The sequence below is a fragment of the Azospira oryzae genome (assembly GCF_004217225.1).
Lineage (GTDB): Bacteria > Pseudomonadota > Gammaproteobacteria > Burkholderiales > Rhodocyclaceae > Azospira > Azospira oryzae.
The window spans coordinates 48909-67926 of the sequence record NZ_SHKM01000001.1 but is presented as its reverse complement, the minus strand read 5'-3'; the positions used below and the strand labels follow the sequence as shown (position 1 = coordinate 67926).

Here is a 19018-nt window from a genome sequence, read left to right as displayed (position 1 = left end):
ACAATAAAAGGGCCGCCACCAGGGCGGCCCCGGGGGGAAAACTCAGGGGGTCAGCATCTTGCGGGTGAAGGCCATGGCGTTCTCCAGGGCGGCCCGGTTACGGTGCAGCTTGCCCAGCAGGCTGGCGCCCAGCCACAGCTGGTACAGGGTCTGGGCCGTCTCCCGGGGCTCCAGGGGCGGCAGGGAGGCATCGGCCACGCCGGCTTCCACCAGGGCCGCCAGGCGCGCCACGATCTGCTCGGTACCGTCCCGCAGGGTAATGCGCATGGCGTCGGAGAGATCGGCCACTTCGGCACTGAGCTTCACCACCAGGCACTTCTGGGCATTGCAGGCATCGCTCTGGGCATCCATCCAGCGCTGCCAGTAGCGTTCCAGCCGTTCCCGGCCGCTGGCGGCGGGGTCACGGCTCAGTTCGTCGATGCGCTCCAGGTAGCCGGCGAAGTGGTCCTGCAGCAGGGCCTGACCGAACTGCTCCTTGGACTCGAAGTAGTGGTAGAAGGAGCCCTTGGGCACCCCGGCGGTCTTGAGGATTTCATTGAGGCCGACGGAAGAAAAGCCCTTGCCGGCGATGAGCCCCTTGCCGCTGTCCAGGATGTGCTGACGGGTATTGTCGTAGCGAGTGTTCATGGCCGCCACGATACCAACAATTAGACCAGTCGTCTAGTCGTAAATGGAGGCCGAAGGGAAGCCGCCATCGGCGTGACTTATCTCATACCCCGACGCCGGGAACGAGGCGATATACTTCAGCGATGAACCATCCAGCCGCGCCGACCATGGCCCCTCCTCCCACCTGCATCGACTGCAAGCACGCCCTGGAAGTGGCCGAAGAACCGGGCATGGTGGCCTGCACGGCCCACCTGGAGTACTTCCCCGCCGACCACCCGGCCACCTGCGCCGACTTCATCTACCACCCCCATCACCACTGTCTTTGTCGGCAGGAACACTGAAAAGGACCATCCGGTCGCAAAAAAGCCCGCAGCAGCGGGCTTTTTCATTGGCTGGCACCACAACCCTCAGGCGGAGCGGGGGGCGAACATGATGATGGCCATGCCGGCCAGGGCCACCGTGGCGCCGACTCCGTCCCATAGGGTGGGGCGGATGCCGTCCACCAGCCACAGCCAGAGCAGGGCCACGCCGATGTAGACGCCGCCGTAGGCCGCGTAGGTGCGGCCGGCGGCCTGGGGATGGAGGGTCAGCAGCCAGGCGAACAGGCCCAGGCTGAAGGCCGCCGGCAGCAGCAGCCAGACCGAGCCCCCTTTTTTCAGCCACAGCCAGGGCAGGTAGCAACCGACGATTTCCGCCACGGCGGTGGCGACGAACAGCAGCAGGGTCTGCAGGGCGGGCATCAGGGGCGCCGCAGCAGCAGGTGCTGGCGGATCATGTCCGGCACCTTGAGGCGCAGCAGGTCGCCGGGCTGGCTGGAAAGCCAGTTGTTGAAAAGGCCGGCAGTGAAGGACAGGGTGTCGTAGGCGGCCCCCTCCGGGTCCAGGCCGGGACGCAGGTAGCCCTTGTCGGCAGCACGCTGGTAGGAGCGGATGAGCTTGGCGAGGAAGTCCATGCAGGGTTTGTTGACTTCCTGCAGCACCTGCGCAAATTCATCCACATACTCGCAGCGCAGGGTCATAATCTCGAAAACCTGACGGACTTCCGAACGTCCGTCGATGATGCGGAAAAACGCCAGCAGGCTCTGCTCGATGCCGTCGAGGGGATTCGGGAGATCCGGCGAATCCAGGTAGGCATCCACCTCGTCCAGCACCGCCAGGGAATCTTCCCGCATGGCGAAGAACAGTTCCGCCTTGTTCTCGAAATGCCAATAGACGGCGCCCCGGGTTACTCCGGCCACCCGGGCGATCTTTTCCAGGGACGTACGGCTGACGCCGCATTCGTGGAATACGCAACGGGCCGCATCGATGATTTCGCGCCGGGTCTGTTCCGCCTCGGCCTTGGTTTTCCTGACCATGCTTCCTTCCTCTGGAACGGCGCCTGGCGCCGCTCCGCGAACCATTGGCCCTGGCTGCACACCAAGTGTTTGCCGGGCCGTTTGATACACAACGTTACAAATAGGTCGATTTACATACAACCTTGATTGTATATAATCATCAGCATAATTCAAAGTCCGGAGCTCCACTCATGTCGTCCACCCAACAATTCCCCGCCCCCCTCCTCCGCCTGCGGCCGGCTGCCGCCGCCCTGGTGCTGGCCCTCGGCCTGGCTGCCTGTTCCGGTGAAAACGCAGCCCCCCAGGGCGGCGCCCCCCAGGCCCTGCCGGTGACCGTGCTGGAAATGCAGCCCCAGAACCTGCCGGCCTCCCTGGAGCTGATGGCCCAGACCGAAGGTGCCAAGGAAACGGAAGTGCGCGCCCGGGTGGGCGGCATCCTGATGAAGCGCCTGTACCAGGAAGGTGCCCTGGTGAAGGCCGGCCAGCCCCTGTTCCAGATCGACCGGGCGCCCTACGAGATCGCCCTGGCCGAAGCCAAGGCCAAGGCCGAGCAGACGGCCCGGGAAGAGGGCCGCCTGAAGGGCCTGCTGGCCCGCCAGGCCGTGAGCCAGAAGGAATACGACGATGCGGCCTCCAACAACGCCATCGCCCAGGCCGCCCTGCGCCAGGCCCAGCTGAACCTGTCCTGGACCACCGTCACCGCCCCCGTTTCCGGCACTTCCGGCCGGGCCGTGAAGTCCGAAGGCAACCTCATCAACACCTCCGACGCCAGCCTGCTCACCTCCGTGTACCAGGCCAATCCGATGTGGGTGCGCTTCGGCCTCTCCGAGTCCGACACCGCCAACCTGCCCGGCGGCCAGCTGAAGGCCGAGATGGTCAGCGGCGTCGAACTGATCCTTCCCGACGGCAGCGTCTATGACAAGCCGGGCAAGATCAACTTCCTCGCCTCCACCATCGACACCACCCTGGGCACCCAGCAGCTGCGCGCCGAGTTCGACAACAGCGACGGCAAGCTGCTGCCCGGCCAGTTCGTGCGCGTGCGCCTGCTCACCGGCAACCGGGAAGGCGTCTTCCTGGTGCCCCAGGCTGCCGTCATGCAGACCGAACAGGCCCGCCTGGTGATGGTGGTGGACGCCGAAAGCAAGGTCGCCCCGCGCCCGGTGCAGACCGCCGAATGGCGCGGCAAGGACTGGGTCATCACCGGCGGCCTCAAGGCCGGCGACAAGGTGATCGTGGACAACCTGATGAAGGCCCGCCCCGGTGCGCCCGTGGCGCCCCACGGTCCCCAGGCTGCACCCGGCGCCCCTGGCGCCGCTCCGGGCACCCCGGCCCAGGGCCAGCCTGCCGCCGCCAAGCCGGCCGATGCCGCCCCCGCCGCCGCGCCTGCCAAGGGCGCCGAGGGTGATGCCGCCAAGACGCCCGCCCAGCCTGCTGCCCAAGGCAAGCAATAAGCTGAGCCAGAAAGGGATTCGAACCCAACATGTCACGCTTTTTCATCAATCGACCGATCTTCGCATCGGTCATCTCCATCGTCATCGTCATCGCCGGGATCATGGCATCCCGGGTGCTGCCCATTTCCCAGTACCCGGAAATCGCGCCGCCGACGGTGATCATCTCCGCCTCCTACCCCGGCGCCTCCGCCGAAACCCTGGCCAAGACCGTGGCCGCCCCCATCGAGGAGCAGCTTTCCGGCGTTGAAAACCTGATGTATTTCAACTCCACGGCCTCCGCCAACGGCTCCCTCTCCATCACCGCCACCTTCGAGGTCGGCACCGATGTGGACATGGCCACGGTGAACGTGAACAACCGGGTCAAGATCGCCGAGCCGCGCCTGCCGGACGTGGTGCGCCAGTACGGCGTGACCGTGCAGAAGCGTTCCAACGACATCCTGATGGTGGCTGCCATCACCTCGCCGGAAGGCACCCGCACGCCCCTGTACCTGTCCAACTACGCCCTGGTCAATATCCTGGACGACCTGAAGCGCATCCCCGGCGTCGGCGATGCCCAGATCTTCGGTGCCCTGGACTACTCCATGCGGCTGTGGCTGCGGCCCGACCGCATGGCCCAGCTGGGAGTGACGACGACGGAAATCTCCAACGCCATCGCCGCCCAGAACAAGCAGAACGCCGCCGGCAAGATCGGCCAGGAGCCGGCCCCCAACGGCCAGCAGCTGGTCTACACGGTGACCGCCAAGGGCCGCCTGACGACGCCGGAGCAGTTCGGCAACATCGTCATCCGCGCCGACGGCCCCAAGGGCGCCCTGTACCTGAAGGACGTGGCCCGGGTCGAGCTGGGGGCCCAGAACTACGACGCCTCCACCGCCCTGATGGGCAAGCCCGTGGTCGGCGTCGGCATCTTCCTGCAGTCCGGCGCCAACGCCCTGGACGTGGCCAAGAAGGTGAAGCTGCGCATGGACGAACTGAAGCAGAAGTTCCCCAGCGACGTGGATTACGTGGTCCCCTTCGACACCACCAAGTTCGTCCAGGCCTCCATCACCGAAGTGGTGCACACCCTGGTGGAAGCCCTGGTCCTGGTGGCCATCGTCGTCTTCGTCTTCCTGCAGAACTGGCGCGCCACGGTGATTCCCCTGGTGGCCGTGCCCGTCTCCCTGATCGGCACCTTCGCCGGCCTGTGGCTGTTCGGCTTCTCCATCAACACCCTGACCCTGTTCGCCATGGTGCTGGCCATCGGTATCGTGGTGGACGACGCCATCGTGGTGCTGGAGAACGTCGAGCGCCTGATGTGGGAAGAGAAGATGGCGCCCAAGGAAGCGGCCATCGAAGCCATGCGCGAAGTTTCCAGCGCCGTGGTGGCCATCGTCCTGGTGCTGTGCGCGGTGTTCATCCCCGTCGCCTTCCTGGGCGGCATCGCCGGCATGCTGTACAAGCAGTTCGCCGTCACCGTGGCCATCTCCGTCACCCTCTCCGGCATCGTCGCCCTGACCCTGACGCCGGCCCTGTGCGCCCTGCTGCTGCAGCCCAAGCATGAAGAGCCGGCCATCTTCCGTCCCTTCAACCGCCTCTTCGAGCGCTTCACCAAGTCCTACACCGACACGGTGAACAAGACCCTGCATCACCGCATCATCGGCACCGTGGCCTGCGTCGTCATCCTCGGCGGCAGCTTCTTCATGTTCCGCGCCGTGCCCGGCGGCTTCGTCCCGGCGGAAGACCAGGGCTACCTGATCAGCGCCCTGATGCTGCCCGACGGCGCCAGCCTGCAGCGCACCCGCGCCACCGGCGACCAGTTCCAGTCCATGATCAAGCAGGACGAGGCAGTGGACCGGGTCTTCGTCATCGCCGGCAACGACATCATCGGCGGCGGCATGAAGCCCAATGCCGGCACCGTCTTCATCCCGCTCAAGGACTGGGACGAACGCAAGGCCGGCGCCGACGACCTGGCGAAGAAGTTCATGGGCATGGGCATGATGCTGCCGGACGGCCTCGGCCTGGTGTTCAACCCGCCCGCCATCCGCGGCCTGGGCAACGCCGGCGGTTTCGAAGCCTACATCCAGGCCCGCGGCGATGCCGATCCCCAGAAGCTTTCCGGTGTCGTGCAGCAGTTCATGGAAGGCCTGAAGAAGCGTCAGGAACTGGTGGGCATCAACACCTTCTTCCGCCCCACCTCGCCCCAGCTCAGCGTCGAGGTCAATGAAGCCAAGGCCATCTCCATGGGCATCGCCGTCAGCGACGTATACCAGACGCTGCAGGCCACCATGGGCACCCTCTACGTCAATGACTTCAACCTCAACGGCCGCACCTACCGGGTGCAGCTCCAGGCCGACGGCCAGTTCCGCTCCAAGCCGGAAGACCTGGGCCGGGTGTACGTGAAGAGCAGCAGCGGTTCCATGGTGCCCGTCTCGGCCCTGATCAAGGTCAAGTCCGTGGTCGGCCCGGAACAGCTGGAACGCTTCAACGGCTTCCTCTCCGCCAAGGTCATGGGCAGCTCCGTGCCCAAGGTCAGTACCGGCGACGCCATCAAGATCGTCGAGGAAGTGGCCAAGGAAACCCTGCCCGCCGGCTACGAGCTGGAATGGACCGGCCAGGCCTTCCAGGAAAAGCGCACCGGCACCACTTCCGCCGTTGCCTTCGGCTTCGGCATCATCATGGTGTTCCTGATCCTGGCGGCCCAGTACGAGAAGTGGTCCCTGCCCCTGGCGGTGATCCTGGCCGTGCCCTTCGCCCTCTTCGGCGCCCTGGCGGCGGTGATGATCCGCGGCATGCCCAACGACATCTACTTCCAGATCGGCCTGGTGGTGCTGATCGGCCTGGCGGCGAAGAACGCCATCCTGATCGTCGAGTTCGCCGCCCAGAAGCGGGCGGAAGGCCTCGGCGTGCTGGAGGCGGCCCTGGAAGGTGCCCGCCTGCGCTTCCGCCCCATCGTCATGACCTCCCTGGCCTTCATCCTCGGCGTCTTCCCCCTGGTCAAGGCCACCGGGGCCGGCGCCGCGGCGCGCAAGTCCATGGGCACGGGCGTGTTCGGGGGCATGCTGGCCGCCACCTTCATCGCCACCATCTTCATTCCCATGTTCTTCACCTGGCTGTCGGGCCGCCGTGCCAACCTGCCGGAAGGCTCCTACCACCACGTTGCGCACGATAACAAGGAGGAAGGCCAATGAGCCGCCCTGCATCCCACGCCCCCTTCGCCCTGAGCCAGGGCCTGGTCGCCACCCTGACCCTGCTGGCCCTCGCCGGCTGCGCCGTGGGCCCTGACTACAAGCGCCCCGAAGCCACCCTGCCGGAAGCCTACGTGGCCACCGCCGAAGCCGCCCCGGCGGCCCAGGCGCCGGTGGAAAAGGAATGGTGGAAGCTGTTCCAGGACGCCACCCTGAACGACCTGGTGCGCCAGGCCCAGGAACACAACCACGACCTGCTGCTGGCCGTGGCCCAGGTGGAAGAGGCCGAGGGTGTGGCCCGGGAAGCGGGCGCCGCCTTCTTCCCCCAGATCGACGCCAACGCCAGCGGCGGCCGCAACGAGATCAGCATGAAGACCGATCCCCTGCCGGCGGCCAATACCCAGCGTCTGCGGGACAGCCGCAAGGCCAGCCTCAGCACCTCCTTCGAGATCGACGTGTGGGGCAAGCTGCGCCGCGCCAACGAGGCCGCCCGGGCCCAGCTGCTCTCCAGCCGCTACGCCCGGGACACGGTGGAATTGTCCGTCGCCTCCCTGGTGACCAATGCCTACCTCACCCTGCGCGCCGCCGACGCCGACCTGGCCCTGACCCGGGACACCGTAACTACCCGGGAAAAGGCCCTGGACATCGTCAAGAGCAAGCAGGAAGCCGGCAGCGCCTCGCCCCTGGACCTGCACCAGGCCGAAAGCACCCTGGCCACCGCCCAGGCCCAGGCAGCCAGCCTGCGCCGGCAGCGGGCCGTGGCCGAGACCCAGCTGGCCCTGCTCACCGGCAAGCCCGATCTGAAGATCGCCGCCGGCGACCTGCGCCAGCTGCCCCTGCCGCCGGTGCCCCCGGCAGGCCTGCCCTCCTCCCTGCTGGAAGCCCGCCCGGACATCCGCCAGGCCGAGGAGACCCTGGTGGCAGCCAATGCCAAGATCGGCGTCGCCAAGGCCGCCCTCTACCCCAGCCTGTCCCTCACCGGCAGCCTGGGCAGCGAGAGCGCCGCCCTCACCAACCTGTTCACCTCCGCCGCCGGCGCCTGGTCCCTGGGCCTGGCCGCCACCATGCCCATCTTCGACTTCGGCCGTAACGCAGCCCGGATCGACCAGGCCACGGCCAAGCAGAAACAGGCTCTGATCAGCTACCAGAAGACGGTGCAGACCGCCTTCAAGGAAGTGAACGACGCCCTGGTGGGACTGCGGGAAAACGGCGAAGGGGAACGGGCCCAGGAGAAGCGGGTGCAGGCCACCCAGAAGACCCTGGAACTGGCCCAGCTACGCTACGAGGCCGGCTATTCCGCCTTCCTCGAAGTGCTTGACGCCCAGCGCAGCGCCAACGACGCCCTGCTGGACTACGTTAGCACCCGCCAGGCCCGCCTGACCTCCGCCGTGGACCTGTTCAAGGCCCTGGGCGGCGGCTGGAAGGACGACTTCAAGGCCGAATCCCTGAAGAACTCCGGCAACGACCAGGCCGCCGCGCCGGTGGCCAAGGCCGGCCAGTAAGGCTCACAACCCCCGAGGCCGGCACCCCCGCCGGCTTCTTCAGCCCCTCCCGCATGCGCCGGAGGGGCTTTTTTTTGACGGACGGGTACGGAACAGCGTCCCGTGGTGCCGCACGACGCGACCGGGCCCTGCGTCTCAGTCCGGCCCCTTTTCGTAGGCGGAAAGAGAAACGCCTGCGTGCCCCAGAAATTCCCGCAGCTGCTTGATGTCGGTCTTGGAGCAGGTGGAACTGTTGTGGGGATGGTGGAAGAAGCCTTCCACCTTGTTCAGCACCACCCGGTAGCGGGCGCCGTGGGTCGGCTCGACGGCGGCCCCCAGATGGTGCAGCAGGGATTCGACCTCGCGCCAGTGGATGTTGGCGCTCAAGGGGTCCTGGAAAATACTGCGCAACAGGTTGGCGTGCTTGTGGCTCATGGCAGTACTCCGCAAGGGAAGATCACCGCCCCATTCTACGCGCCGCGCCGGGCCAAGCTAGCCGTCTTTGCGAGCACCAAAGAAAAAGCCCATGCAAGCATCGCATGGGCTTTCCGTTGCTGCCTCCCTGGCCCTTCAGGCTCGGGAATCCGGCTTTTCGCCGTCGTTGGTGCTACCCGGTAATCTCAAAAGACAAGCCTATCTGCAACGGTCATAGGGTCTCCTTGAAACACGGCGACTGCCAACTGCCATCGTGGGTGCCGCCAGCCACGACACAGTTCCAGACTAGCACAGCCGCCACGGAAAGCCTACGGGGAAAATCCTTACGGCGCTCCTTCGACGTAATAGTCGATGCGGCCCCGGGGCGCCAGATACTCCACCACTTCCAGGGGCATGTTGGCCGGGTTGAGAGTGCTCTCCACGTTCAGCTCGGCTTCCTTGAGGTCGAGCATGAGGGCCTCATGGCGGGGAATATCGGCGTCGTAGAGCATCACCAGGGGCTGCAGCAGGCGGTTGGGGTTGCTTTCCACCACCAGGCCCACGGCGCCGTTGGAGAGGGTGACGAAGGTGCCGGGCGGATAGACCCCCAGCACCTTGACGAAACGTTGCAGCAGATCTGGATCGAAGGCCCCGCTTTCCTTCTTGAAGAGATGGCCCAGGGCCTCCGCCGGGGTCTTGGCGCTCTGGATGTCGAAGGGGTTGCACAGGTTGTCGTAGCGATTGGCCAGGGCAGCGATGCGGGCCAGACGGGGAATCTTGTCGCCGGCCAGGCGGTTGGGGAAACCGTTGCCGTCCCAGCGCTCATGGTGGCAGGCAATGATGTTGCGGGCCGGCACGGCCATGCCCTTGGCCCCGGCCACGGCCTTGATGCCGTAGCCCACGTGGGCCCGGTAGTATTCCTCTTCCGGCGGGGTGCGGGTGGTGGCGCGCAGGATGCGGGGCGGAATCTCGGTCTTGCCGGCGTCGTGCAGCAGGGCTCCCACCCCCAGGTATTTCATTTCCTCCGCCGACAGCTCCGCCGCCTTGCCCAGCAGCAGGGACAGCACCATGACGTTGATGGAGTGGAAGGCCAGGCCGGCCTCCCGCACCTTCTGGCTCATCAGCTGGATGACCACGCTCTCCGAGCCCATCAGGCCATCGACGATGCGGCTGGCCAGCTTCTGGGCTTCGGCGTGGGCCTCCGCCGGCTGGGGACCAAGGGTCTTGAGGATTTCCGAGGCGGCGCTGATTTCCTGATCGTATTCCCGCTCGCGCCGGGCCAGGCGTTCCCGCTGGCGCCGCACCCGCTCCATGCGCAGCTTCTTCTCGTCGAGCATGCCGGCCAGGGCCGCCGCACCGAAATCCACCTCTTCCGGCGCGGCGCTGCGGGCCACTTCGGGCAGGGGCACGGTGGTGCTGCGCTGGGGATCCCAGGGCACGTCCTCCAGGCCCATTTCCTTCAGGACCTGGATCTGCTTCTCGCTGGAGATGCGGAATTCGTTGAGCAAAAAGGGATGGCGCACCCAGCCCACATGGGACAGGGAGATGAAGAGGCCGGGCTGGAGCCGGTTGATGCTGACACGCTGCATGGCTATCGGTGAGTGAGGGCTGGCGGCATTGTAGACCACGTAAGGGCTGGCGGCACGAGGAGAAATGCCCTTTTTCAGGGAGATTCCCCGGGGTCCGACCTAGGGTTTCACCCGGGACCGTATTTTGTCCGTTTCAATATACTGGAATCCGTTATCCGGATACCCACGTCATCCCTTGAAGCTGACACCGATGCCCGACCTGCCCCGCCCACCCGCCAGCAATCCCCACTCCGCCTCGGCCCAGGGCCGGCGCCTGGTGTGGACCTTCGCCCTGGCCCTGCTGGTGCTCAACTGGTGCGCCATCACCTTCAAGATCCACAACGAGGAAAGCCTGGAAATCGCCTCCATCAACCAGGACAACCTGAACCTGGCCCGGGCCCTGGAAGAGCACACCCTGCGCACCCTGAAGAGCGTGGATCAGGCGGTGATGTTCCTCAAGTACCAGTACGAGCGGCATCCGGAGAAGGTGGACATCGCCGCCTACGTGCGGGACGGGATGATCTTCTCCAATCTCTTCAACCAGCTGGGCATCATCGACGAGCACGGCCAGTACATCCTCTCCAACCTGCCCAACCACAAGGTGCTGGACCTCTCGGACCGGGAGCACTTCCGCGTGCACATCGCCCGCGACACGGGCCAGCTCTTCGTCAGCAAGCCGGTGCTGGGGCGGGCCTCGGGCAAATGGTCGCTGCAGCTGACCCGCCGCATCAACAAGCCGGACGGCAGTTTCGGCGGCGTCGTGGTGGTCTCCCTGGACCCCCTCTACTTCACCCAGCTCTATGCCGACGTTAACCTGGGTCCCCACAGCGTCATCACCCTGCTGGGGCTGGACGGCATCGTCCGCGCCCGCAAGTCGGGCAAGGATGAACAGGTGGGCCAGAGCCTGGCCAACAGCCCCATCCTGACGGCAGCCAGCAAGGAGGCCAGCGGCACCCTGGAACTCACCAGCAGCATCGACAAGATCGACCGCTTCTTCGCCTACCGGGTCCTTTTCGACTATCCCCTGATGGTGATCGTCGGCAGCGACCGCAACGAGGCCCTGGCCGAAACCCGGCACCGGGCCTGGAGCTACCTGGCCTTCGGCGGCCTCGTCACGCTCATCGTGCTGGCCTTCTCCTGGGGCATCGGCCTGCTGCTGGCGCGCCTGGAACAGAGCCGGGCCAAGGCGGAAGAGGCCAACCGGCTCAAGTCCGAGTTCCTCGCCTCCATGTCCCACGAACTGCGCACGCCCCTCAACGGCATCATCGGCTATGCCGAACTGCTGCAGGAAAGCACCGACGACCAGGACCTGCGGGAATACGCCGGCACCATCCACAGCAGCGGCAGCCACCTGCTGGAACTGGTCAACTCCATTCTCGACCTGGCCAAGATCGAAGCGGGGCGCTTCGAACTGGCGCCGACCCTGGAGCCGCTCCAGCCCCTGTTGCAGCGGGTGGTGCAGGCCCACCAGCCCCAGGCCGACGGCAAGGGCCTGGCCCTGAACCTGGAAATCGACCGGGATGTGCCCCGGCAGCTGCTGTGCGACCACCTGCGCCTGACCCAGGTGCTCAACAATCTGGTGCACAATGGGGTGAAATTCACCGATCGGGGTACAGTGGACGTCAGCGTGCGCAGGGATGGCAAGCGCATCCGCTTTGCCGTGCGCGACAGCGGCCCCGGCATCGCCCCGGCGGATCAGGAGACGATCTTCGACAAGTTCCGCCAGGGCGAGAGCTTCGCCACCCGGCGCCAGGGCGGCAGCGGCCTGGGCCTGGCCCTGTCGCGCCAGCTGGTGGAACTGATGGGCGGACGCCTGACGCTACAATCCGAACCGGGCCGGGGCAGCGAGTTCTACTTCACGCTGCCCATCGGCGAGAAGGAGGAATGATGAAAGTGCTGGTGGTAGACGACCACAAGGTCAATCGCATGTTGCCCCGCGCCATCCTCAGCAAGCTGGGGATCGAGGTGCTGGAAGCGGACTCCGGCGAGGCGGCCCTGGAATGCCTGGCCCGGACGCCGGAGGTGGATCATGTGCTGCTCGACGTGAGCATGCCCGGCATGACCGGCATCGAGGTCTGCCAGCGCCTGCGGGAGGAGGAAAGGACCCGGGGCCTGCACATCATCGCCTACACCGCCCACGCCTTTGCCAGCGAGAAGAACCAGATCATGGAAGCGGGTTTCGACGACCTGCTGATCAAGCCCATCAACCGGGAAGGCCTGTTGCAGGCCCTGGGCATGGCCCAGTAGGGTTCTAACGCCCCTAGCGGTCGAACTGCTGCAAGCCCTGCAGCAACGCCTCCAGCGCCAGCCGCAGTTCCGCCAGATGGGCCGGCTGCACCGCTTGATGGGGCGCCAGGCGCTCCACCTCGGCCGCCTGCTGCACCAGCGGCGAAGGGCCGAAATTGGCCGCCGCACCGCGCAGGGAATGGGCCACCCGCCCCAGGCGCTCCCAGTCAGCCGCGGCCAGGGCCTCCTCCATCGCCGCCATTTCCAGCCGCGTCAATCCGGGAAAGACGTCGCCGATGATCTGCAGCACGTCCCTGTCGGCCCCTTCCAGCATCCTGCCGTAGTCGAAGCCCCCCTCTTCCTGCCCGGGCCGGGCCAGACCCGCCAGCACTTCCTGCAGGTCCTTCTGCTGCAGGGGCTTCAGCAGGTAGCCGTCCATGCCGGCCGCCAGCCCCCGTTGCCGGTCCTCCCGCCGCGCCGCCGCCGACAGGGCGTAGATGCGCAGGGGCGCCAGGCCCCTGGCCTGTTCGTCGGCCCGGATCAGGCGGGTCGCCTGCTCGCCCCCCATCTCCGGCATCTGCATGTCCATCAGCACCAGGTCGAAGCGCCGGCGGGCCGCCGCCACCACCGCCTCCCCGCCGTGGCGGGCCAGGGTCACCCGGTGGCCCATGCGTTCCAGCATGTTGCGCATGAGCTGCTGGTTGACCGGGTGGTCTTCCGCCAGCAACACCTCCAGGCCTGCCGGTGGCGTGCCGGCAGCCTCCGCCACCGTGGCGGGGACCCCGGCCACGGCGGGCTCCAGCAATGCCTGCAGGCTGCGCCATAGCTCGTCGGCCAGGGCCGGCTTGCCGAGATAATTCCCCACGCCCAAAGCCTTGCAACGGGCGATTTCCTGGCGCATGCGGCTGGGGCTGAGCAGCATCAGCAACGGCACCCGGCCGGGACTCCGGGCCAGGTGCCCGAGCAGGTCCCCAGCGTCGCCGTCGGCCGGACGGGAATCGGCCACCACGCCGTCCCACTGCCCCTGTTCCAGCAAGGCCAGCCCTTCGGCACCGCTGGCCGCAGCCACCACCGTCGCCCCCCAGGACGCCAGCAGCCCCTGCAGGCGACAACGCTGGCGGGCATTGGCCACCACCAGCAGCAGGGCCGGCTTGCCGGACAGGCGGCGTTCCGGTTCTGGCGCGGCCGCCCCGTCCGTCGGCAGCTGCAGGGTGAAATGGAAGGCGCTGCCCTGGCCGGGCACGCTGTCCACCCAGATGCGCCCCCCCATCAGTTCGCACAGGCGGCTGCAGATGGTCAGCCCCAGGCCGGTGCCGCCGAAGCGCCGGGTGGTGGAACTGTCTTCCTGGGCGAAGGCCTCGAAGATGTGCTCCTGCTTTTCCGGGGCAATGCCGATGCCCGTGTCGCTGACGCAAAAGTGCAGCACCTGCCCCGCCGCCCCGGGTTCAGCCAGTTCCACCGCCACCTCGATCTCGCCCCGCTCGGTGAACTTGATGGCGTTACCCAGCAGATTGAGCAGGATCTGGCGCAGGCGCCCCGGATCGCCGAGCAATCGCCGCGGCACCCCGGGACCGCGCCGGGCCAGCAGTTCCAGGCCCTTCTGGTCGGCCCGCACCGCCACCGTGCGCAGGGCGTCGGCGCAGACCTTTTCCAGGTCGAAGGGAATCTGTTCCACATCCAGCCGCCCGGCCTCGATCTTGGAGAAGTCCAGGATGTCGTCGATGATCGACAGCAGGGCGTTGGCGGACATCTGCACCGCTTCCAGATAGTCCCGCTGTTCCTCGGTCAGCTCCGTATCCAGGGCCAGCTCGGTCATGCCGATGACCCCGTTCATGGGGGTGCGGATTTCGTGGCTCATGTTGGCCAGGAAGTCGCTCTTGGCCCGATTGGCATTCTCGGCCGCCTCCTTCGCCCGCAGGATTTCCGCCTCCCAGCGCTTGCGCTCGGAGATATCCATGATGGTGCCCACCAGGCCGCGCACGCTGCCGTCCGGCCGGGTCAGGGCCGCCTTGTTGTAGAGGGTGTCGTAGCGGGCGCCGGCAGGGGTGATGAGCTCGATCTCGTAGCTCTGCCGCCCGCCCCGGGCAAACACCTCCTCATCCCGGGCCACGTGCTGCTCGGCCAGTTGCGGCGGCAGCAGGTCCCGCACGTGGCGGCCGATCCAGAGGCTCGGCTCGATGCCGAAGAAATCGGCGAAGGCCTTGTTGAAGCCCTGGTAACGGCCCTGGATGTCCTTGAAATAGAGGGGAACCGGCAAGGTGTCGAGCACCTGGCGGGAAAAGTGCAGTTGCTCGTCCAGACGCGCCTCGGCCAGTTTGCGCGCCGTGATGTCGGTGCGGATGGCGATGTACTGGTAGGGCACGCCCAGGTCGTCGAAGAAGGGCACCACGGTGGCGCTGACCCAGTACAGGCGGCCGTCTTTGCTGCGGTTGCAGACCTCGCCCTGCCACACCCGGCCATGGACGATGGTGTCCCACATCTCCTGGTAGAAGGCGGGGGGATGGATGCCGGACTTGACCACCCGGTGGTTGCGCCCCACCAGCTCCTCCCGGGAATAGCCGCTGATTTCGCAGAAGCGGTCGTTGGCCTCGATGATGAAGCCTTCCACGTCGGTGACGCTGACGATGGCGTGCTGGTCCAGGGCGAACTTCTGCTGCTCCAGGCTGGAATGGGCCTGGTGCAGGCGGATGCGGCTCGACTCCCGCTCCCGCACCAGGGTGTCCATCAGCTGGGAGAGGGATTCCAGGCTGGCATCCTCCGGGCTCAGGGCCGGCAGTCCCATCTGGCCGAGGAGGCGGTTGGCGGTTTCCCGCAGGGAGGCGATGGACTGCTCCCGTGCCACCAGTTCCTGCTCCTGGCGGGCATAGGCCCGGTTCAGGTCCTCCGACGACAGTTCCAGGCTGCGGGTACGCAGGGCCTGGTCCCGCTCCGCCTGGGCATAGGCCTCCCCCACCCGGCGCAGGAAGGCCGGCAGGCCCGCCAGGGCCACCGCCACATCCGGCGCGATGTCCTCCCGGGCCGCCAGGTGCAGCAGCTTGTCGCACAGGGGTTGCAGTTCCGCCTCGCCCGCCACCCCGAGGGAGCCTTTCAACTGGCGCAGCAGCAGGCGGTGCATGGCCCTCAGACCTCGGTCAGCAGGGTGATGGTCATGGTCTGGTTGTGCAGGCGGCAGGAATCGGGGCCAACGGCGCCGGGGGCCGCATTGAAAGGGCTGATCTCGCCGTAGGAATAGAAGCCGGTGAGGGTGCAGTTGCGGCCGAAAACGTCGGCCACCGCTTCCACCTCCTCGTCCACCCGGCCGCCCAGCACCAGTTTGCGTCCGACGCAGCTGACCAGGATCGCCAGGGCCTCCCCGGGCACCATGGCCCGGGCCATTTCCGCCGCCCGCTGGGCCCCGTCCACCAGGGCATTGGGATTGGCGTGCATGAGCTTGAGGTAACCGTCCGGATCGATTTCGCCGGCCAGGATGAGGCTGCCGGAGGCTTCATCCACCCCCAGGATGGTGCGGATCAGGCCGACGCTGGAGCGGTCCTTGTCGGCCATGGAAAAGGGGAAGAGCAGGCCCGAGGCCGGCAGGTCGCGGGCGTATTCGCCCAGGTAGCGCTTGTAGATGTCGAGGGCCGGCTCCCCGTCCAGTTCGTAGAGCACGTTGTTCTCGCAGCGGGTGACCTTGCGCGCCGGGCCGAAGGGCTCCCAGCCGCCGAAGGAGCCGTGGCCCACCCGCAGGGCCTGGCCGTAGAGCCCCACCGCCACCACCCGGTGCTCGGCCACGCCCTGGGACGACAGCACCCAGGTGCGGGAAAAGGCGCCGCCATCGCCGGCCAGGCCGCCGCTGACGGCCACGCCGGGCGGCAGTTGGCGGCTCATGCCGGCCACCAGGGCGCTGCCGTTGATGGCCACGCCCTGGGCAAAGACCAGCACCGCCCGCAGCCCCTCTCCCGGCAACTGGGCCGCCAGGCGCTCGCCGGCGGCACCGGAATCGGCCATGCAGGCCAGCTCCGTGGTCACTTCCCGCACCGTGGTGGCGTCGAAATGGACGGCGGTGACGACGATGCTGCCTTCGCACACTTCCTCGCCGACGATCTCGCCGGCAGTGCTGCAACCGATGCGCAGGGCCCCGGGAAAGACTTCGGCCAGGAGAGCGGTGAAAGCGCCATCGGCCAGACGTTCGGCGGCAAAGAACACCAGCAGCAGCTGGGGCTCGATGGCCTGCAGGGGCGCCAGGGCGGCCCGGATGTGGGCCGGCTCCCGGGCCACGGGAAGGTGGATCTGAAGAACGCGCATGACTGATTCCTCCTCTGCTCTTTTCTTGTCTTCTCTCGATGCTACTGGTCCTGGAAACGCTCCCGGATTGCCAGCACTTCGTCCCACGCCACCAGGAAGGCTTCGACGCAGCGGGGGTCGAAATGTCTGCCGGCATTCTGCTCCAGGTATTCCCGGGCCTGGGCCAGGGGCCAGGCCTGCTTGTAGGGACGGGGCGACGTCAGGGCGTCGAAGACGTCCGCCACCGCCACGATGCGCCCCAGGAGCGGAATGGCCTCGCCCTTGAGTCCCTGGGGATAGCCGCTGCCGTCCCACTTCTCGTGATGGGCCCGGGCGATCACCGCCGCCATCGCCAGGACCGGGGAACGGGCCTGGCGCAGTATCTCGTAACCCTGCTCGGCATGCTGCTGCATGATCATAAACTCGGCCGGGGTCAGGCGCCCGGGCTTGAGCAGGATCAGGTCCGGCGTCCCCACCTTGCCCACGTCGTGCATGGGCGCCGCTTCCAGCAGCATCTCCAGCTCCGCCGGCGACAGCCCCAGCTGGCGGCCGATGAGCACCGAATAGTGGGCCATGCGCAGGATGTGGGCGCCCGTCTCCGGGTCCCGGTATTCGGCGGCCTTGGCCAGGCAGACGATGGTCTCCCGCTCCCGCTCCAGGAGGCCGGCGGTGGCCTTGGCCACCTCCTCGGCCAGCCAGGCCGCCCGGTCCGCCAGCTGCCGCTGGCTGCGGCGCAGGGCGCACATGTTGCGCACCCGGGCGAGGAACTCGTCCTTGTCCACCGGCTTGTTGAGAAAATCGGAGGCGCCCTGCTCCAGGGCCCGGCAGCGCACGTCCCGCAGGTTGTTGGCGGTGACCATGATCAGCGGCACCTCGGCCATGCCCGGCAGCTGGCGGAAGTGGCGGATGAATTCCAGGCCGTCCGGCGCCGGCATCATGTAATCGACCACAACCACGTCCGCCTGCCCCTGTTCGCACCAGGCCAGGGCCTCGCTGGAGGAAAGGAAGCCATGGACCCGCACCCCCTCGATCCGTTCGGCGAGGACGCGGAACAGGGTCAGGTTGATTTCGGAATCGTCGATGACGACCAGATTCAGCTCCACGGCGCGACCTTCCCGGCGACGTTGGCGATGGCAGATGCGCCCATTATGGAACCGAGGCCTCGGGCCGATTGTGCATAAGTTCCTGCCGGGCCGCCGCGGCCTGTGGGAACATGCCGGGCACCTGACAGGATGCTACACTTGGCCATCAGGTTCCCATCCCTCCAACGGCCCCCATCCGATTGCCAGCCCCTATGACGGACACAACGCCTGCCATCCGCCTGCTGCTCGCCGACGACCAACTGCTGGTGCGTGCCGGCATCCGCTCCCTGATCCAGACCCTGCCCGAATACGTGGTGGTGGCCGAATGCGCCGACGGCCTGGAAGCCCTGGAACGGACCCAGGCCCTGAAACCCGACGTGGCGGTACTGGACATCGACATGCCTAACCTGTCGGGCATCGAGGCCATGCGCCAGATCCGCACGGTCTCGCCGGAAACCAAGCTGATGGTGCTCTCCGGCATCGACCGCCGCGAGGTGGTGGAGGCGGCCCTGGAGGCGGGGTGCCACGGCTACCTGCTCAAGGATTTCGTCCTCGCCGAGCTGCAGCTGGCTCTGGACAAGGTGATGGACGGCAGCTGCTACCTGTCGCCCAAAATCCAGCAGCAACTGCTGGACGCCATGCGCACGGACCGCCGCGAAATGCTGCAGCCGCCCCAGCTGACGCCGCGCCAGGAGCAGATCCTGCGGCTGGTGGCTCTGGGCCGCACCACCAAGGAAATCGCCCGGGAACTGAGCATCAGCCCCAAGACCGTGGAATTCCACCGGGCCCAATTGATGGAGCGCCTCGGCGTGCGGGATGTGGCGGGCATGACCCGCTATGCGATGCAGCACGGCATGGTCTCCTGAAAGCGCGGCCGCCCCTCAGTCGTCCCCGGCTGCCAGGGAGCGGTTGAAGGCGGTCATTTCCGCCGCCACCTGCTGCAGCTCCTCCCGCCACAGGGCACTTTCATCCACCCCGGCCGGCACCGCCCCGGCCAGCAGCAGGGCCTCGATCTCCCGCGCCCGCGCCACGATGCGCCCGGTGGCGAAAATGGCGCAAACCCCCTTGATGCGATGCACCGTGCGGCGCAACGGCTCCGGCATGCCGGACTCGGCCGACTCGGCCAGGGCCTGATCCAGTTCGCCCAGCAACTGGGGGAAGTTGTCGAGGAAGGTCTGCACCAGATCCCGCACGCTGTCCCGGTCGCCGTTGAGCATGCGCAACAGCCCTTCCGGATCGCAGGCCGGCGAGGAAGACGGGGGGGCAACGGAATCGGTCATGGCATGGGCTCCAGCAAGCGGGGTGCGCTCGGAATTTTACGGCAACGGCATCAGGGCGACGGCAGGCCTTACCGGCCATGCCGCAAACCGGCGTCTCCGGCCCGGCCGGGGACGGGTACAACGGTCCGTCCTTCCATTCGCGACGCTCCTGCG

At 67.1% G+C, this 19018-nt stretch carries 16 protein-coding genes; 7 read left to right on the top strand and 9 right to left on the bottom strand.

From position 1 onward, the window contains the following. Positions 1-42: 42 nt before the first annotated feature. Positions 43-627 carry a TetR/AcrR family transcriptional regulator gene (locus EV678_RS00335; RefSeq protein WP_130458096.1) on the bottom strand — a complete coding sequence of 195 codons (585 nt, stop codon included), beginning with the start codon at positions 625-627 and terminating at the stop codon, positions 43-45. A 146-nt stretch (positions 628-773) separates the two neighbouring features. On the opposite strand from EV678_RS00335, the gene EV678_RS16000 reads away from it, so the two are divergent. Beyond that, entirely contained in the window at positions 774-947 is a 174-nt protein-coding gene (locus EV678_RS16000) for a hypothetical protein (protein WP_165397423.1), read from the top strand. 66 nt (positions 948-1013) lie between these two features. On the opposite strand, the gene EV678_RS00330 is transcribed toward EV678_RS16000, so the two are convergent. Together EV678_RS00330 and EV678_RS00325 are read right to left on the bottom strand one after the other, a co-directional pair. Further along, entirely contained in the window at positions 1014-1346 is a 333-nt protein-coding gene (locus EV678_RS00330; protein ID WP_197739032.1) for a YnfA family protein, read from the bottom strand. Next, positions 1346-1960 carry a TetR family transcriptional regulator gene (locus EV678_RS00325; RefSeq protein WP_014236947.1) on the bottom strand — a complete coding sequence of 205 codons (615 nt, stop codon included), beginning with the start codon at positions 1958-1960 and terminating at the stop codon, positions 1346-1348. The genes EV678_RS00330 and EV678_RS00325 overlap by 1 nt, the downstream gene beginning before the upstream one ends. A gap of 170 nt (positions 1961-2130) precedes the next feature. Between EV678_RS00325 and EV678_RS00320 the strand changes: the two genes are divergently transcribed. Genes EV678_RS00320 through EV678_RS00310 form a run of 3 tightly spaced genes read left to right on the top strand, consistent with a single transcriptional unit; the run spans position 2131 to position 8053 of the window. Beyond that, a complete protein-coding gene (locus EV678_RS00320) occupies positions 2131-3390 on the top strand; it encodes an efflux RND transporter periplasmic adaptor subunit (protein ID WP_130458095.1) in 1260 nt (419 codons plus the stop codon). A 29-nt stretch (positions 3391-3419) separates the two neighbouring features. Then, positions 3420-6554: an efflux RND transporter permease subunit gene (locus tag EV678_RS00315; protein ID WP_014236945.1), complete on the top strand. Its 3135-nt coding sequence runs from the start codon at positions 3420-3422 to the stop codon at positions 6552-6554. Beyond that, a complete protein-coding gene (locus EV678_RS00310; protein WP_130458094.1) occupies positions 6551-8053 on the top strand; it encodes an efflux transporter outer membrane subunit in 1503 nt (500 codons plus the stop codon). The genes EV678_RS00315 and EV678_RS00310 overlap by 4 nt, the downstream gene beginning before the upstream one ends. 135 nt (positions 8054-8188) lie before the next feature. On the opposite strand, the gene EV678_RS00305 is transcribed toward EV678_RS00310, so the two are convergent. Beyond that, positions 8189-8467 carry a type II toxin-antitoxin system HicA family toxin gene (locus tag EV678_RS00305; protein ID WP_130458093.1) on the bottom strand — a complete coding sequence of 93 codons (279 nt, stop codon included), beginning with the start codon at positions 8465-8467 and terminating at the stop codon, positions 8189-8191. A 323-nt stretch (positions 8468-8790) separates the two neighbouring features. Then, positions 8791-10035 (bottom strand): HD-GYP domain-containing protein, encoded by a 1245-nt coding sequence (locus EV678_RS00300; protein WP_014236942.1) that lies wholly within the window; start codon positions 10033-10035, stop codon positions 8791-8793. Between the two features lie 190 nt (positions 10036-10225). On the opposite strand from EV678_RS00300, the gene EV678_RS00295 reads away from it, so the two are divergent. Further along, positions 10226-11902, top strand: coding sequence for a cache domain-containing sensor histidine kinase (locus EV678_RS00295; protein ID WP_130458092.1), 1677 nt, complete (start codon positions 10226-10228; stop codon positions 11900-11902). Then, positions 11899-12261, top strand: coding sequence for a response regulator (locus tag EV678_RS00290; RefSeq protein WP_043798013.1), 363 nt, complete (start codon positions 11899-11901; stop codon positions 12259-12261). The genes EV678_RS00295 and EV678_RS00290 overlap by 4 nt, the downstream gene beginning before the upstream one ends. Positions 12262-12274: 13 nt before the next feature. On the opposite strand, the gene EV678_RS00285 is transcribed toward EV678_RS00290, so the two are convergent. Genes EV678_RS00285 through EV678_RS00275 form a run of 3 tightly spaced genes read right to left on the bottom strand, consistent with a single transcriptional unit; the run spans position 12275 to position 17606 of the window. After that, positions 12275-15355: a hybrid sensor histidine kinase/response regulator gene (locus EV678_RS00285; protein WP_130458091.1), complete on the bottom strand. Its 3081-nt coding sequence runs from the start codon at positions 15353-15355 to the stop codon at positions 12275-12277. A gap of 5 nt (positions 15356-15360) precedes the next feature. Continuing rightward, positions 15361-16524 (bottom strand): FIST signal transduction protein, encoded by a 1164-nt coding sequence (locus tag EV678_RS00280; RefSeq protein ID WP_130458090.1) that lies wholly within the window; start codon positions 16522-16524, stop codon positions 15361-15363. Between the two features lie 41 nt (positions 16525-16565). Then, positions 16566-17606: an HD-GYP domain-containing protein gene (locus tag EV678_RS00275; protein ID WP_207222124.1), complete on the bottom strand. Its 1041-nt coding sequence runs from the start codon at positions 17604-17606 to the stop codon at positions 16566-16568. Between the two features lie 191 nt (positions 17607-17797). Here EV678_RS00275 and EV678_RS00270 point away from each other — a divergent pair, with 191 nt between their 5' ends. Continuing rightward, a complete protein-coding gene (locus tag EV678_RS00270) occupies positions 17798-18451 on the top strand; it encodes a response regulator (RefSeq protein ID WP_130458089.1) in 654 nt (217 codons plus the stop codon). 15 nt (positions 18452-18466) lie between these two features. Here the strand turns inward: EV678_RS00270 and EV678_RS00265 are convergent, their stop codons facing one another. Next, entirely contained in the window at positions 18467-18865 is a 399-nt protein-coding gene (locus EV678_RS00265; RefSeq protein ID WP_130458088.1) for an Hpt domain-containing protein, read from the bottom strand. Positions 18866-19018 lie beyond the last annotated feature (153 nt).

Excerpts from the sequence above, each read along its gene's own strand:
- EV678_RS00335 (WP_130458096.1), bottom strand. The coding sequence starts at position 627 with ATGAACACTCGCTACGACAATACCCGTCAGCACATCCTGGACAGCGGC.
- EV678_RS16000 (WP_165397423.1), top strand. The coding sequence starts at position 774 with ATGGCCCCTCCTCCCACCTGCATCGACTGCAAGCACGCCCTGGAAGTG.
- EV678_RS00330 (WP_197739032.1), bottom strand. The coding sequence starts at position 1,346 with ATGCCCGCCCTGCAGACCCTGCTGCTGTTCGTCGCCACCGCCGTGGCG.
- EV678_RS00325 (WP_014236947.1), bottom strand. The coding sequence starts at position 1,960 with ATGGTCAGGAAAACCAAGGCCGAGGCGGAACAGACCCGGCGCGAAATC.
- EV678_RS00320 (WP_130458095.1), top strand. The coding sequence starts at position 2,131 with ATGTCGTCCACCCAACAATTCCCCGCCCCCCTCCTCCGCCTGCGGCCG.
- EV678_RS00315 (WP_014236945.1), top strand. The coding sequence starts at position 3,420 with ATGTCACGCTTTTTCATCAATCGACCGATCTTCGCATCGGTCATCTCC.
- EV678_RS00310 (WP_130458094.1), top strand. The coding sequence starts at position 6,551 with ATGAGCCGCCCTGCATCCCACGCCCCCTTCGCCCTGAGCCAGGGCCTG.
- EV678_RS00305 (WP_130458093.1), bottom strand. The coding sequence starts at position 8,467 with ATGAGCCACAAGCACGCCAACCTGTTGCGCAGTATTTTCCAGGACCCC.
- EV678_RS00300 (WP_014236942.1), bottom strand. The coding sequence starts at position 10,035 with ATGCAGCGTGTCAGCATCAACCGGCTCCAGCCCGGCCTCTTCATCTCC.
- EV678_RS00295 (WP_130458092.1), top strand. The coding sequence starts at position 10,226 with ATGCCCGACCTGCCCCGCCCACCCGCCAGCAATCCCCACTCCGCCTCG.
- EV678_RS00290 (WP_043798013.1), top strand. The coding sequence starts at position 11,899 with ATGATGAAAGTGCTGGTGGTAGACGACCACAAGGTCAATCGCATGTTG.
- EV678_RS00285 (WP_130458091.1), bottom strand. The coding sequence starts at position 15,355 with ATGCACCGCCTGCTGCTGCGCCAGTTGAAAGGCTCCCTCGGGGTGGCG.
- EV678_RS00280 (WP_130458090.1), bottom strand. The coding sequence starts at position 16,524 with ATGCGCGTTCTTCAGATCCACCTTCCCGTGGCCCGGGAGCCGGCCCAC.
- EV678_RS00270 (WP_130458089.1), top strand. The coding sequence starts at position 17,798 with ATGACGGACACAACGCCTGCCATCCGCCTGCTGCTCGCCGACGACCAA.
- EV678_RS00265 (WP_130458088.1), bottom strand. The coding sequence starts at position 18,865 with ATGACCGATTCCGTTGCCCCCCCGTCTTCCTCGCCGGCCTGCGATCCG.